Origin of the sequence: Leclercia sp. UBA2479 (assembly GCF_002341985.1) — a bacterium.
Taxonomy (GTDB): Bacteria; Pseudomonadota; Gammaproteobacteria; order Enterobacterales; family Enterobacteriaceae; genus Enterobacter; species Enterobacter pneumoniae.
Map to the genome: position 1 here is coordinate 131,445 of NZ_DDPB01000010.1, position 14,466 is coordinate 145,910.

The window sequence follows — 14,466 nt, forward strand, 5'->3', positions numbered from 1 at the left end:
GACTATTTAACGTACTGGATCTCATTCACGTACCAGCTCGCTTCACCCGCAGGGGTATGGACGATGGCGATATCCCCTACCTCTTTTTTCAACAGCGCGCGGGCCATGGGAGAGTCGATAGAGATGTAATCCTTACGACCAAAAATTTCATCGTAGCCGACAATGCGAAAACGCTTGAGATCGCCGTCGTCGTTTTCAATTTCAACCCAGGCGCCAAAGAAGACTTTGCCCTCCTGCTGGGGGGAGTAATCGACGATTTTCAGGTTCTCCAGGCATTTGGTCAGGTAACGCACCCGGCGGTCGATTTCGCGTAACCGCTTTTTGTTGTACTGGTAGTCCGCGTTTTCACTGCGATCGCCCAGGCTAGCCGCCCAGGTCACTTTTTTTGTCACTTCCGGACGCTCTTCGCGCCACAGGGTATCCAGCTCTTTCTTGAGGTTCTCATACCCTTCGCGGGTGATCAGGGGCGTTTTCATCATCTTGCCTTACTACCTGGCCTGTCTCATTTACGCACATTAGGTATCACTGAGCGTAACAGACAGGATTAATAATGATTTATGTGATGGATTATGCAGATAAGCTGCTGTTAAATATGCTTTGTAACAATTTCGACTAGAATTTATACCAGAATTAGCTGGTCGTAGACGCGCACTTTTTTAGAATACGTTCTTCAAGAGTATCCGAACCTTTGGGAGTACACACAATGCAAGAGAATTATAAGATTCTGGTGGTAGATGACGACATGCGCCTGCGCGCGCTGCTTGAGCGTTATCTGACCGAGCAGGGCTTCCAGGTTCGTAGCGTAGCCAACGCCGAACAGATGGACCGCCTGCTGACCCGTGAATCCTTCCACCTGATGGTACTGGATCTGATGTTACCGGGCGAAGATGGCCTGTCTATTTGCCGCCGTCTGCGCAGTCAAAGCAACCCGATGCCAATCATTATGGTGACGGCGAAAGGGGAGGAAGTTGACCGTATCGTAGGGCTGGAGATCGGCGCCGACGACTACATTCCAAAACCGTTTAACCCGCGCGAACTGCTGGCGCGTATCCGCGCGGTGCTGCGCCGCCAGGCGAACGAACTGCCGGGTGCGCCTTCTCAGGAAGAGGCGGTTATCGCTTTCGGTAAGTTCAAGCTTAACCTCGGCACCCGCGAGATGTTCCGCGAAGATGAGCCAATGCCGCTCACCAGCGGTGAGTTCGCGGTTCTGAAAGCGCTGGTCAGCCACCCGCGTGAGCCGCTCTCGCGCGATAAGCTGATGAACCTGGCGCGTGGCCGCGAATATTCCGCCATGGAGCGCTCCATCGACGTGCAGATCTCTCGCCTGCGTCGCATGGTGGAAGAAGATCCCGCGCATCCGCGCTATATCCAGACCGTCTGGGGCCTGGGCTACGTATTTGTGCCGGACGGCTCTAAAGCATGAGGCGAATGCGTTTCTCGCCGCGAAGCTCGTTTGCCCGCACCCTGTTATTGATCGTCACCTTGCTGTTCGTCAGCCTGGTGACGACCTATCTGGTGGTGCTGAACTTTGCGATTCTGCCTAGTCTTCAACAGTTTAATAAGGTTCTGGCGTACGAAGTCCGTATGCTGATGACCGATAAACTGCAGCTGGAAGACGGCACCCAGCTGGTGGTTCCGCCGGCGTTCCGCCGTGAAATTTACCGGGAGCTGGGGATATCGCTCTATTCAAACGAAGCGGCGGAAGACGCAGGCCTGCGCTGGGCCCAGCACTATGAATTTCTCAGCCAGCAGATGGCGCAGCAGTTGGGTGGCCCGACGGAAGTGCGCGTCGAGGTTAACAAAAGCTCGCCGGTCGTCTGGCTGAAAACCTGGTTGTCACCCAATATCTGGGTGCGCGTACCGCTCACCGAAATCCACCAGGGCGACTTCTCGCCGCTGTTCCGTTACACCCTGGCCATTATGCTGCTGGCGATAGGCGGCGCATGGCTATTCATCCGTATACAAAACCGACCCCTGGTCGACCTGGAGCATGCTGCGCTGCAGGTCGGTAAAGGGATTATTCCACCGCCGCTGCGTGAATATGGCGCATCGGAAGTGCGGTCGGTAACCCGTGCCTTTAACCATATGGCGGCAGGGGTGAAGCAACTGGCGGATGACCGAACGCTATTGATGGCGGGCGTCAGCCATGATCTGCGAACGCCGCTTACGCGCATCCGTCTGGCGACAGAGATGATGGGCGAAGAGGACGGGTATCTCGCCGAGTCGATTAATAAAGACATCGAAGAGTGCAATGCCATTATCGAGCAGTTCATTGACTACCTGCGTACCGGGCAGGAGATGCCCATGGAGATGGCCGATCTGAACGCGGTGCTGGGTGAAGTGGTGGCAGCAGAGAGTGGTTATGAACGCGAAATCGAAACCGCGATGCAGCCAGGCGAAATTCAGGTGCGTATGCACCCGCTCTCCATCAAACGCGCTATCGCCAATATGGTGGTGAACGCTGCCCGCTATGGTAATGGCTGGATTAGAGTGAGCAGCGGTTCTGAACTGAACCGCGCCTGGTTCCAGGTGGAGGATGACGGCCCGGGCATTAAACCTGAGCAGCGTAAGCACCTGTTTCAGCCGTTTGTGCGTGGCGACAGTGCCCGTAGCACGAGCGGGACCGGTCTTGGCCTGGCGATTGTGCAGCGTATTGTTGACAACCATAACGGCCTGCTGGAGATTGGTACCAGTGAGCGGGGCGGGTTGAGCATTCGTGCCTGGTTACCGGTGCCGGTTACGCGAGGGCAGGTGAAAGAGAGTTAGAGCGTGAAGGTGCGGTCTGATGCCCTCACCGCGGCCCTCTCCCACAGGGAGAGGGAGAAGGCATTAAAAAAGGCAACGTTCGTTGCCTTTTTACTTTTATTTTTACCTTGGTCCCGCACTCACCAGCGCAGCGCCCGCCGGGGTATCGGTATACTTCTCGAAGTTCTCAATAAACAGCTTCGCCAGCGATTGCGCTTTTTCTTGCCACTGCTCCGGTGAGCCATAGGTATTACGCGGATCGAGAATGCGCGTCTCTACGCCCGGCAGCGCCGTTGGGATGGCCAGATCAAACATCGGCAACGTAAAGGTTTCAGCGTCATCCAGCGAACCATTCAGAATGGCGTCGATAATGGCGCGGGTATCTTTTATCGAGATACGCTTGCCGGTGCCGTTCCAGCCGGTATTTACCAGGTAGGCCTGCGCACCGGATGCCTGCATGCGCTTCACCAGCACTTCGGCATACTGCGTTGGGTGCAGGGAGAGAAACGCTGCGCCAAAACAGGCCGAGAAGGTCGGGGTCGGCTCGGTGACGCCACGTTCGGTACCTGCCAGCTTGGCGGTAAAGCCCGAAAGGAAGTGATACTGAGTCTGGCTCGCGGTCAGACGAGATACCGGCGGCAGTACGCCAAAGGCATCGGCGGTAAGGAAGATGACCTTCGTGGCATGACCCGCTTTCGATACCGGCTTCACAATATTGTCGATATGGTAAATCGGGTAACTCACGCGGGTGTTTTCGGTTTTTGACGCATCGTCAAAATCGACGCTACCGTCGGCACGGACGGTGACGTTCTCCAGCAGCGCGTCGCGACGGATGGCCTGATAGATATCCGGCTCCGCTTCGGGTGAGAGACGAATGGTCTTGGCATAGCACCCGCCTTCGAAGTTAAACACGCCGTCATCATCCCAGCCGTGTTCATCATCGCCAATCAGACGGCGCTTCGGATCGGTGGAGAGAGTCGTCTTTCCAGTGCCGGAAAGGCCGAAGAAGACCGCTACGTCACCCTTCTCGCCCACGTTAGCCGAGCAGTGCATAGAGGCAATGCCTTTCAGCGGCAGCAGGTAGTTCATGACCGAGAACATCCCTTTTTTCATTTCGCCGCCGTACCATGTTCCGCCAATCAACTGAATACGCTCCGTGAGGTTGAATGCCACAAAGTTCTCGGAATTCAGCCCCTGTTCTTTCCACTGCGGGTTGGTGCACTTCGCGCCGTTCATCACGATAAAGTCAGGTTCGAAATCCTGTAATTCTTCATCGGTCGGGCGGATAAACATGTTTTTGACGAAATGTGCCTGCCAGGCCACCTCAGTGATAAAGCGCACCGAGAGACGGGTATCGGCATTGGCACCACAGAAAGCGTCGATAATAAACAGACGCTTGCCAGAAAGTTGATGGGTGACCAGCGATTTCAGATGCTGCCAGGTTTCAGGGGAAAGCGGTTTGTTGTCGTTTTTCCCTTTACCATTATCTGCCCACCACAGGGTGTCACGGGTAGTGTCGTCACGGACAATATACTTATCTTTTGGCGAACGGCCGGTAAAGATACCGGTATCAACGGCGATAGCGCCGGTATTCGTTAATATCCCGCGTTCGTAGCCTTCCAGTGCCGGATTAAGCTCTTCCTGATACAGCGTATCGTAATCGGGGTTATAAACGATTTCCTGGACGTCGTGAATACCATAAGCCTTGAGATCTTGCGGGGTTAAACTTTTAACGCGCATGTCACTGCTCCTTAGCCAATATGTACTGCCTAAAATTGTAGGGTTTTTCTGAGTTTGTTGACCGCGACGGGGCTCATAGATTTACGTATCCGGACAAAACCCTTTTAACGGAAAACGCTGTAACTCCTGTCACTCCGCGGCACAGATTATGGCAGGATTCATTTTTTGGTTGGAGAAAATGTTCCTAAAAGGTTAAGAGGTGGTGATTTAATCCAAAAGAATGTGAATGTAATCGCATACATGAAAGTAAATTACGTAATACTTACAGAATGGAAAGTGATTCGCATAACGTAAACGAAGAGAAAAAGATGAGTCAGGCTGGGGAGCGCGAGAAAAAGGGAGCGAGAAGAAGATGAACTGCCCTGCAGAGAGGGCAGTTCATAACAGGATTAGTGAACCTGCGGATCCGCCGGAGAGGCGTTATTACGAATTTCTGCTATATCCATGGCGTTAAAGACATAGTGTGAACCGCAGTAATCGCAGTTCATATCGATCTCACCGTCTTCCGCCAGAATGCTGTCGATCTCTTCATCCGGCAGCGTTTTCAGTGCGCCTGCACAGCGTTCACGGGAACAGGTGCACTTGAACTCTACATCCTGTGGATCGTAAAGCGTGACCTCTTCTTCGTGATACAAACGCCACAGTACATCATTCGCAGGTAGCGTCAGTAGTTCTTCCGCTTTGATGGTTTCGGTAAGCGTGGCCAGGTGTTCGAAATCATCACCCTGCGCATTCTGCGCTGGCAGTACCTGCAGCAGCATACCGCCCGCGGCGGGTTTACCTTCTACTTCGCCGGTACGGATAAACAGACGAGTAGGTAACTGCTCGGAGCGCATAAAGTAATCTTCCAGGCAGGCGGCCAGGGTATCGCCTTCCAGACCTACCACGCCCTGATAGCGTTCGCCCTCTTCCGGGGTGATGGTGATCACCAGGAAGCCGTTGCCGACCAGCGTTTTCAGGTCTGCGCCTTCCGGGATGTCACCCTGCACGCGCGCAACGCCGCGCATCTGCTGCTGGTTATTGCCGTTGATCACGGCCAGGTTCATTGGCCCGTCACCCTGCAACTGCACGGTAATGTCGCCCGCGAACTTCAGCGTGGCGGTGAGCAGGCTGGTGGCAACCAGCAGCTCGCCAAGAAGGGTTTTCACCGGCAGCGGATAGTTGTGGTTTTCCAGAATCTGCTGCCAGGTTTCAGATACAGTCACCAGCTCGCCGCGAACAGCAAATTGCTCAAACAGATAGCGGTGTAATTGGTCGTGTTGGGCCATAGTTTTCTCTCGTTTAACGACGATTACTCATTTTCGCCGTATTTAAATTTTATCAGGTTGCGGCGCTCTTTCTTGTCCGGTCGCCTGTCGGGATGCGGCATGGTCAGGGCATTCAGCTTGCGCGCCTGCGCCGTTTTTTCGCGTTTCTCGATGCTTTCTGCGGTCTCTTCATAGAGCAACACGGCTTCGGTCGCGGGTCGACGTTGTTCAGTGATGGCTTTGATCACCACCGTTCGCTCGTCATTTCCCTGACGCAGCGTCAGGGTGGCATTCAGTTCAACAATCTTGCTGGGCTTAGCGCGCTGCCCGTTGTAGTGCACTTTGCCGCCGTCAACCATCTCGCGGGCCAGGGCGCGCGTTTTATAAAAACGGGCAGCCCACAGCCATTTATCCAGTCTTACCCCATCAGAGGGTTTTTCTTTCATGGCGTCTCCTTCACGCTGAGTGAGGGGATCATCCGGCGATAATCGTTCAGTCCCGGATGGCGCAGGTAGCTTTTTTCTGCCAGACCAGAATCAGGATTGGTCACACCCAGACAATAACGGATACCAAATTGCGCGGCGGCATCCAGAATCGGCTCACTGTCGTCAATGAACAGCGTTCTTTCAGGCTGCAATCCGGTTTGCTCAGCCACCGCCTGCCACAAACGCTGATCCTCTTTCGGATAACCAAATGTGTGGGTGGAAAGTAATAAATCAAGGTGCGAGGCCAGTCCGGTATGTTCCAGCTTCACGGCCAGGTTATGCGGATGCGCATTCGTCAGCAAGATGCGTCGCTTGCCGCACGCTTTCAACGCCTCCAGGAAAGGAACCGTGTCTTCACGCAGTACCGCGCGTGCCCCCTGGGCGGTGGTCATCGCGCAGATATCCAGACCGAGGCGCTCGCTCCAGTAATCCAGGCAGTACCAGTTTAGCGTATGCTGCACGGCATGATACTGCTGACGAATATAATCCTGGGCTTCTGCCGGAGTGATGCCCTGCTGCGCGCCGTAAGTTTCCGGCACCAGCTTTTGCCAGAAATAGTTATCAAACGCGAGGTCGAGCAGCGTGCCGTCCATATCCAGCAGGACGGTATCAACGTCCTGCCAGGTGATATCAAGGTGCATGAGGGGGGACTCTCCAGCCAGAAGAAAGATGCGCGACAGGGTAGCACATCTTGTCGCGCAGCAGCGTTATCCGATCAGGCTTTCAGGAGAGGGGATGAGCTTCGGATTAAGGCAATTATCATAGTACTGCTGGATTTCATCCAGACGAGTGCGCGAGCGCTGATAGCGGCGCAGCGCCAGAAAACCATTCCAGATAATACAGACAGCCAACGCCAACATCAGCAGGGTGGTGGAGATATAGCGCCAGAGCCCTGCGCTATCCGGCATACGATGCAGATCAACATGGCGGGTGCCGTTGGCATCGGTAAAGATACCGGTGACAATCCCCTCCGCGCTGAACGGCGTTTGCATCAGCATCTGCGCCAGGCGCTGGAACTCGCCCCACTGTTCCTGAGGCGGATAGTCATACAACGCCACGGGTGGATAGGGTTGATCGACCAGATCGGTGCCTTCATCGCTGATAATGATAAAGCCACCGGGAGCCGGGCTGTTCAGCGCCTGCGCTGCACGGGAGGTTTCACGTATCACGAACGGCGCGGTGGAGGTCGCTACCAGATTATCGAGAGACTCCGCACTAACCGGGCGCAATAGTACGTTCACGCCATCCAGTCGGCCGGCGCTGGCACGTTTGACCAGCGTCTCCCAGTCTTTACTGTTACCCAGATTCACCAGCGCATTTTTCAGCCTCACGCACTCATCCTGCGCTGAACAGAGATCCTGCGTTTTCATTACGATGTCGCCGAAGTCATCCAGCAGCACCATGCCTGACTTCTGAATGGCCGAGCGGAGCGCCGGGCTAACGCGAGAGTTCGTGTCTGGTTTCGGGTGGAGCTGGTTACTCAGCGCCTCGGTTAACGCAACGGCTTTGTTAACGGTGTCGGACTCCGGCAGCGGCAGCGGCGGGGCGTCATTCCAGATAAGTTGTGAGCAGTCAAACGGCGTGAACGGCGAGTTCTGTCGGGTCGTCCAGGTGCCAGGCGCGTGGATGTTACACATTCCTGTTCCTTTCAGACGCAGGGTGTCACCCACGCGAATACCTGCTTCTTCAAGCTGTTTGACGCTGGTGGCCTCAACGGTTTGCGCCCCTTTAATCCATGACAGGGTGAATTTGAGCGGCATATCCAGCGGCACCAGGAAGAACAGCATCGCCAGCACAATGGCTGCGCCGCCCGCAATGACGGTACTACGCAGCCAGTGCTGGAGGGGGAAGTTTTTTACTTCATCGTGCAGGGATAAATAGCGCCCCTGGCGCACGACGTGCCTGTCGAGATAGATATCAATATCGGTTTTTTGTCCGATGTCCTGGGCAATCCACTGCTGCCAGTGACGGGGATAAATCAGGTCGATAATACCGAGCGAAATATTGATATGGTCCTGATCGGTCTCGCCAAACAGACCCCAGCGTTTTGGCGTACCGCGCAGGCAGTGAATTTCACGCAGGGTATTTTTCGCTGGCGGGGCAAAAAGCCCCCATAAACCGGCAGCCAGCAGCAGAACACCGCCGCCAGCCAGCCAGGGAGCAAACACGTCAGGCGTTACCAGGCAGAAAAAGAACAGCAGGAAAGAGGCCACAATCAGTACCGCTTCGCGGATCCCGTCCGGGCGGCTTAAGGCATACTCTTCGTGCGTCTCCTGTCGGATATTAAGCAATTCGATTTGCTCGGTCTCTTCACCGCGGATAGAGGCCTGGGTAGCGCTGACATGTTCCAGCGCAAAGCGAGGCGCTTCCTGCACATACTCACCAATGGTGTGGCCGTTAAGGGCAATCACCAGTGGAATGGAGTCGGTCTGAATCAGTTCAACGCTGTTTTCATCATTGATGTACTGCTCCCAGAACGGCGGCAGGTGGACTTCGGCAGAGTCCAGGTAATAACGCCACTTGTTGGGATCGTCAGTGGTAATGCCGTAGCGGGTAATAGAGCGTGTTACGCAAAGCACGGTATTGCTCTGCGCATTCAGAGTAAGGGAAACCGGTGCCGCGCTGGCGCCTGTAGGACCTGGCGTTAGCTGAATGCGGTTAAAGGCGTCGAGATATTGCTCAACGGCACTGCGCTCTTCGGCAGTGAGTTTACGCGTGCCTGCGCCAGCAAACGCATTTAAAAAGGGCAGTCGATACTGACGTTTTGCCCGACGCCTGTACACCCACCCTGCAATCATTGCGCAGGCCAGCATAGCAGCGATAAAAAACAAAATGGTGCTCATGCTTTCCCCATCTTACTTATTTTACAGGTGTAATCAGTTGCACCTTTTACAATGAATGAGAATCTGTGTTCGGCTATCGGCATGTGTGGAGTCAAACTTGAGCAATTTGAAACGCGTCCCAGTGATCCGTCATGATAGCAAAGGCAATCTATGGCGGATATCAGCAAATTCCTGGACATATTTCAACCTCTTGACTTTCAGTTTGAAATAAGGGATGAATCCCTATAAGTTGCATAAATGTAAATACAGAGCGATGAACGTTGCCGAACCCGTGCGGCATATCGCACAATGACGTGAGTCCACTCAGCAAAGACCCCTCAATATGAGCAAACCATTACAAAAGCCCACGATTCTGAATGTTGAAACTGTCGCCAGGTCGCGTCTGTTTAATGTCGAAAGCGTGGATCTGGAATTCAGCAACGGCGTGCGTCGCGTCTATGAACGTATGCGTCCGTCCACGCGCGAAGCGGTAATGATTGTTCCGATTATTGACGATCATCTGATTCTGATCCGCGAATATGCGGTAGGTACAGAGTCCTATGAGCTGGGGTTCTCGAAAGGGCTTATCGACCCGGGTGAATCTGTCTTTGAGGCAGCAAACCGTGAGTTGAAAGAAGAGGTGGGTTTTGGTGCGAAGGATCTCACGTTCCTGAAAAAACTGAGCATGGCGCCGTCCTACTTCTCAAGCAAAATGAATATTGTTCTGGCAGAAGATCTCTACCCGGAGTGGCTGGAGGGCGACGAGCCCGAGCCGCTGCCGCAGGTACGCTGGCCGCTGGCGCATCTGATGGATCTGCTGGAAGAACCTGATTTCAATGAAGCGCGCAACGTCAGTGCGTTGTTCCTGGTGAGGGAATGGCTAAAAGGACAGGGGCGGTTGTAATTGCTTATAAAAAAATAGCCCGGCGAGCCGGGCTATTTTTATGGCTGTCAGAACAGCTCGTGCGTTTCGCCGTTATCAATTAGCGTTGTACCTACCTCGTGCACAGCCTGCTGCGTTGGCTGGGTGCCCTCGATAAAGAACTCTTCACGACTGTTGCCGCCATTCGCTAACTGACCGGTGCTGCGGTCGATATTCACCGTGATCACGCCTGGCGGCGGGGTCAGAGGTTGTTCCGGTACGCCGTCCAGGGCCACCTTCATATAGGCATCCCATGCTGGCTGAGCACTCTTCGCTCCGCCTTCGTAGCCCGAGATCTGATCCTTAATGGCGCCAGAGGCAGTGGTACGGCCCAAATCACGGCGGTGATCGTCAAAGCCGATCCAGACGGAGGTCACCACCCCCGGGCCGTAGCCGGAGAACCACGCATCTTTCGAACTGTTGGTGGTACCGGTTTTTCCGCCGATATCTCGACGCTGTAAATCACGTCCTGCACGCCAGCCTGTACCCTGCCAGCCCGGTTCACCAAAGATATTGGTGTTGAGCGCGCTTTTAATCAGGAAGGAGAGCGGGGTGTTGATGACGTGCGGAGCGTACTCCTGCGCACCCACCTGCGACACCAGCGCCTGGTTAGCCTGCTCGAGCTTCGGCATTGGCACGGTGGCGTTTTGCTGCTCTTGCGACACGGCAACATCTTCCATATCTTTGCCTTCCAGCACGTCAGACTTCGGCGTGTTGCCATAAATCACCGGAATATCACACTCCGGGCAGGCAATTTTAGGCTTCGCTTCAAAAATGACGCCGCCCTGATCGTTCTCGATTTTGCTGATGAAGTACGGATCGACAAGGAAACCGCCGTTCGCCATCACCGCATAACCGCGCGCCACCTGCAGCGGCGTAAAGGAGGCGGAGCCCAGCGCCAGCGATTCGGTATGGACAATGTTCTGTGCCGGGAAACCGAAACGCTGAAGGTACTCAGCGGCATAATCCACGCCCATGGCACGCATCGCTCGCACCATCACCACGTTCTTCGACTGACCCAGCCCCTGACGCAGGCGAATAGGCCCGGAATACTCCGCCGGGGAGTTTTTCGGACGCCAGTCGGAACCGGCCCCGGCATCCCAGCGAGAAATCGGCACGTCGTTCAGAATACTGGCGAGCGTCAACCCTTTATCCATCGCCGCGGTATAGAGGAATGGCTTGATATTCGAGCCGACCTGGCGCAGCGCCTGGGTTGCACGGTTGAATTTGCTCTGGTTGAAATCGAAGCCACCTACCAGCGCCAGCACGGCACCGTTGTGGGGATCGATTGAGACCAGCGCAGAGTTGACGTCCGGAACCTGTGCCAGCCACCAGCTGTCTCCGACCTGGCGGATCCAGATCTGCTGGCCCGCCTGGACGGCATCGGTCACTTTGCGTGGCGTTGGGCCCTGTGCGGTATCAGAGCGGTACGGACGCGCCCAGCGGATCCCTTCCATACGCAGTGACACTGAGGTGCCGTCGGCCATCATCGCCGTGGCCTCTTGCGGGTTGGCGCTGGTCACGACTGCGGCGATAAGCGGGCCATACGTCGGCAGCGTTTTCAGGGAATCCGTGATTTTTTTGCTATCCCAGGCCGCTTCACCCACCTTCCACAGGACGTTCGACGGGCCACGGTAACCGTGGCGCATATCGTAATCCATGACGTTATTACGCACGGCCTGCTGCGCACCCTGCTGCACTTTGCGGGTGATGGTGGTGTAAATACGATAGCCATCTTCGTACGCCTGCTCGCCGTAGCGGGAAACCATCTCCTGACGCACCATCTCGGTGAGATAAGGGGCCGAGAAGGCGATTTCCGGGGCGTGATAGTTGGCGTTAATCACCTCGTTACGCGCCTGCTCGTACTGCGTCTGGCTGATATAGCCTTCGCTCAACATACGCGACAGCACCACGTTACGACGGGCAGTTGCGCGCTCCAGCGAGTAGAGCGGGTTAAAGGTTGACGGCGCCTTCGGCAGGCCGGCAATGGTCGCCATTTCGCTTAACGTCAATTGATCGATCGACTTACCAAAATAGACCTGCGCCGCAGCCCCCACGCCATAGGCGCGATAGCCGAGATAGATCTTGTTGAGGTAAAGCTCAAGGATCTCGTCCTTGTTCAGCAGTTGCTCAATGCGGATCGCCAGGAACACTTCTTTGATCTTTCGTATCAGCGTCTTTTCAGGGCTGAGGAAGAAGTTACGCGCAAGCTGCTGGGTAATGGTACTTGCACCCTGAGACGCATGGCCTGAGAACATCGCGACGCTGGCGGCACGGAAAATTCCCACCGGGTCAACGCCATGGTGCTCATAAAAACGGCTGTCTTCCGTTGCGATGAACGCTTTCACCATCACCGGCGGAATCTGATCTAAGGTCAGCGGGATACGGCGCTTCTCACCGTATTGAGCAATGAGCTCGCCATCAGCGCTATAGACCTGCATGGGGATTTGGAGTCGCACATCGCGCAGCGTGGCAACATCAGGTAGCTGGGGCTCTACATATTTGTACAAACCAATAATCGAGCCTGCTCCAAGCAGAATGCAACAGACTGCAAGGATCAATAAATACTTTACGAACTTCACCGGAGATTTCCCATTTAGTTGGACCTGGGCAGTTTCTAAACAATCGCGCGGTAGTATAAAGGCAAGCCTGGATCATTGATATAGCCGTCATCCCCGGCGGTGATAAGGAGATCGTGAAACATGGCGTTCAAAACATGGCGAACAGGCCTGCATATTCAACAGGATAAGGTGCTTGCCGTCGCACTGGTCAAGGAGAAGGCGGGCTGGGGTTTACGCCGCTGGTGGCAGATCCCGCTGGTGCCTGGCATCATCCGCGACGGGCAAATTTTGCAACCCCAACAGCTGGTAACCGCGCTGGGGGAGTGGCGTAGGCTGCTGCCACAGCAGCATCAGATTTTCCTCGCGTTCCCTGCTTCCCGTACCCTGCAGCGCACCCTGCCGCGCCCGGATATGACCCTGCGTGAAAACGAGCAGGTGGTCTGGATTCACACAGCCATCAGTCGTGAGCTGGAGATGGCTCCTGATGCGCTACGCTTCGACTACACCGAAGACACCTTCAGCCACGCTTTTCACGTCACTGCGGCGCAAAACAGAGAGATTGCGACGCTACTGGATCTGGCAGTGGCGTTACGGCTGCGGCTGACAACCATTACCCCCGATGCGGGTGCGCTGGCGCATTTTCTTCCCTGGCTCAGCTTGCCGGCCCAGTGCATCGCCTGGCGCGACAAGGATCAATGGCTATGGGCGATGCGCCACCAGTGGGGGCGGCGAACGCTGGCCGAGGCGGAGACGCCAGATCAGCTGGCGGCCCTGCTGGCGCTGCAGCCAGAGGAGATCGTCTGCTGTGGTAGCGATAGCTTCGACCCCTGGGCAACGCTCTCTTATTGCCAGCCTCCGCTACCGGAAAATGGTGGAGAATTTAGCGTAGCGCTGGCGCTGGCTATGGGGGAGGGCGCCCGGTGAGAACCGCCAATTTACTGCCCTGGCGTCAGAGCCGGCAGCGCCACTGTGTGCGCTTCTGGGGACTGCTGTTTACCGGCTCACTGTTTCTGGTCCTGTCGCTGTACCTGAGCGGACGAGCCAGCCATTTCGCTTTTTTGCCAGCATCCCAGCAGTGGCGCGACAGCAACCTGACGCTAAAGCAGGCGCTCGAACAGCGCAAAAAACAGTGGCTGGCGATGCAGAATCAGCGCCAACAACGGCAACGCTGGGAGCAGCAAAAAGCCGCCACTCGCGACTGGCAGCCGGTGCTCATCACCCTTTCAGACACTCTGCCCGCGCAGGCATGGCTTACCCGTCTGCGCTTTCAGCAATCCACGCTCTACCTGACCGGTTTCACCTCCACGCCAGGCGCCCTGAATCGGCTGGAGCGCGCGCTTGAGGCATTTCCCGGTTTCCTGCTCAAGCCCGCAGGCGAGATGCGTCAGGATGCGCAGGGACGCTGGCAGTTTAGCTACGCCCTGAGTAAGCGGGAGGCGAATGATGCCGGTCCCCTTTGAGCGCTGGTACGCGCTTACGCCGCGCTGGCGATGCGTCGTCTGGCTGGCCAGTTCCCTGTTGTTGCTATTGGGTTGGTGGCTCTCGTTTTACCGCCCAGCCCAACAACAGCTCATTTCGCTGGAGGCGCAGCGACAACGTGAAGCGGCTTCTCACCGTGCTATGTGGTCTGCGGCGAGAAAACTCTTTCCGCCCCCGGCTGAGGCAATAACCTCTCCCGCTCAGCCTTTTACGCCGCTGGCGTTCAACGCCAATGGCCTGCGTCTGGTGCGCTGGCAACCGGCTGCGGCAGGTGGGGAACTGGTCCTGGATGCCGCCTGGGCAGCGATCCCCGCACTTTTCAGCTTGCTGGCCCAGCGTGATGTGGCGGTGACGAGCTTTAGCGTTGCGCCAGAGCAGCAAAGTTTACAGGTGGTTTTGCAACTGGAGCGCCAGAATGCGGGGTAGGAGGATAAGGTGGCTGCTTATCAGCCTGCCCCTGTTGCT

Annotated in this window: 13 protein-coding genes; 6 read left to right on the plus strand and 7 right to left on the minus strand. The window is 55.8% G+C overall.

The genetic code is table 11. The features are described 5' to 3' along the window. Nucleotides 1-2: 2 nt before the first annotated feature. Nucleotides 3-476 carry a transcription elongation factor GreB gene (gene greB, locus B3B59_RS16545; RefSeq protein WP_040078285.1) on the minus strand — a complete coding sequence of 158 codons (474 nt, stop codon included), beginning with the start codon at nt 474-476 and terminating at the stop codon, nt 3-5. 227 nt (nt 477-703) lie between these two features. On the opposite strand from greB, the gene ompR reads away from it, so the two are divergent. Both ompR and envZ read left to right on the plus strand, forming a co-directional pair. Beyond that, on the plus strand, nt 704-1,423 hold the full coding sequence (gene ompR, locus B3B59_RS16550) for a two-component system response regulator OmpR (protein WP_001157751.1): 720 nt from the start codon (nt 704-706) through the stop codon (nt 1,421-1,423). Beyond that, nucleotides 1,420-2,766, plus strand: a complete 1,347-nt coding sequence (gene envZ / locus B3B59_RS16555) for a two-component system sensor histidine kinase EnvZ (protein ID WP_286765038.1) — start codon at nt 1,420-1,422, stop codon at nt 2,764-2,766. The genes ompR and envZ overlap by 4 nt, the downstream gene beginning before the upstream one ends. Before the next feature lie 102 nt (nt 2,767-2,868). Here the strand turns inward: envZ and pckA are convergent, their stop codons facing one another. The 5 genes from pckA to B3B59_RS16580 form a co-directional block, all read right to left on the minus strand. Beyond that, nucleotides 2,869-4,485 carry a phosphoenolpyruvate carboxykinase (ATP) gene (gene pckA, locus B3B59_RS16560; RefSeq protein WP_286809569.1) on the minus strand — a complete coding sequence of 539 codons (1,617 nt, stop codon included), beginning with the start codon at nt 4,483-4,485 and terminating at the stop codon, nt 2,869-2,871. 389 nt (nt 4,486-4,874) lie between these two features. Further along, nucleotides 4,875-5,753 carry an Hsp33 family molecular chaperone HslO gene (hslO, locus tag B3B59_RS16565; RefSeq protein ID WP_040078654.1) on the minus strand — a complete coding sequence of 293 codons (879 nt, stop codon included), beginning with the start codon at nt 5,751-5,753 and terminating at the stop codon, nt 4,875-4,877. 23 nt (nt 5,754-5,776) lie between these two features. Continuing rightward, on the minus strand, nt 5,777-6,178 hold the full coding sequence (gene hslR / locus B3B59_RS16570) for a ribosome-associated heat shock protein Hsp15 (RefSeq protein WP_040078288.1): 402 nt from the start codon (nt 6,176-6,178) through the stop codon (nt 5,777-5,779). Next, nucleotides 6,175-6,858: a GMP/IMP nucleotidase gene (gene yrfG / locus B3B59_RS16575; RefSeq protein WP_207292523.1), complete on the minus strand. Its 684-nt coding sequence runs from the start codon at nt 6,856-6,858 to the stop codon at nt 6,175-6,177. Before yrfG ends, hslR begins: the two co-directional genes overlap by 4 nt. Nucleotides 6,859-6,924: 66 nt before the next feature. After that, the gene (locus B3B59_RS16580) at nt 6,925-9,060 is read right to left on the minus strand and encodes an intracellular growth attenuator family protein (protein WP_046886762.1); all 2,136 of its coding nucleotides are present in this window, start codon (nt 9,058-9,060) and stop codon (nt 6,925-6,927) included. 322 nt (nt 9,061-9,382) lie between these two features. On the opposite strand from B3B59_RS16580, the gene nudE reads away from it, so the two are divergent. Then, nucleotides 9,383-9,943, plus strand: coding sequence for an ADP compounds hydrolase NudE (nudE, locus tag B3B59_RS16585; RefSeq protein ID WP_046886761.1), 561 nt, complete (start codon nt 9,383-9,385; stop codon nt 9,941-9,943). Between the two features lie 47 nt (nt 9,944-9,990). Here the strand turns inward: nudE and mrcA are convergent, their stop codons facing one another. Beyond that, nucleotides 9,991-12,543, minus strand: coding sequence for a peptidoglycan glycosyltransferase/peptidoglycan DD-transpeptidase MrcA (gene mrcA, locus B3B59_RS16590; RefSeq protein WP_046886760.1), 2,553 nt, complete (start codon nt 12,541-12,543; stop codon nt 9,991-9,993). 120 nt (nt 12,544-12,663) lie between these two features. Between mrcA and B3B59_RS16595 the strand changes: the two genes are divergently transcribed. The 3 genes from B3B59_RS16595 to B3B59_RS16605 are packed head-to-tail and all read left to right on the plus strand — an operon-like array spanning nt 12,664 to nt 14,427. Next, the gene (locus B3B59_RS16595; protein WP_046886759.1) at nt 12,664-13,446 is read left to right on the plus strand and encodes a hypothetical protein; all 783 of its coding nucleotides are present in this window, start codon (nt 12,664-12,666) and stop codon (nt 13,444-13,446) included. Then, complete coding sequence (locus B3B59_RS16600) at nt 13,443-13,982, plus strand: PilN domain-containing protein (RefSeq protein WP_286809570.1); 540 nt, start codon at nt 13,443-13,445, stop codon at nt 13,980-13,982. Before B3B59_RS16595 ends, B3B59_RS16600 begins: the two co-directional genes overlap by 4 nt. Beyond that, nucleotides 13,963-14,427, plus strand: a complete 465-nt coding sequence (locus B3B59_RS16605; RefSeq protein WP_154298946.1) for a hypothetical protein — start codon at nt 13,963-13,965, stop codon at nt 14,425-14,427. The genes B3B59_RS16600 and B3B59_RS16605 overlap by 20 nt, the downstream gene beginning before the upstream one ends. The last annotated feature ends 39 nt before the right edge of the window (nt 14,428-14,466 follow it).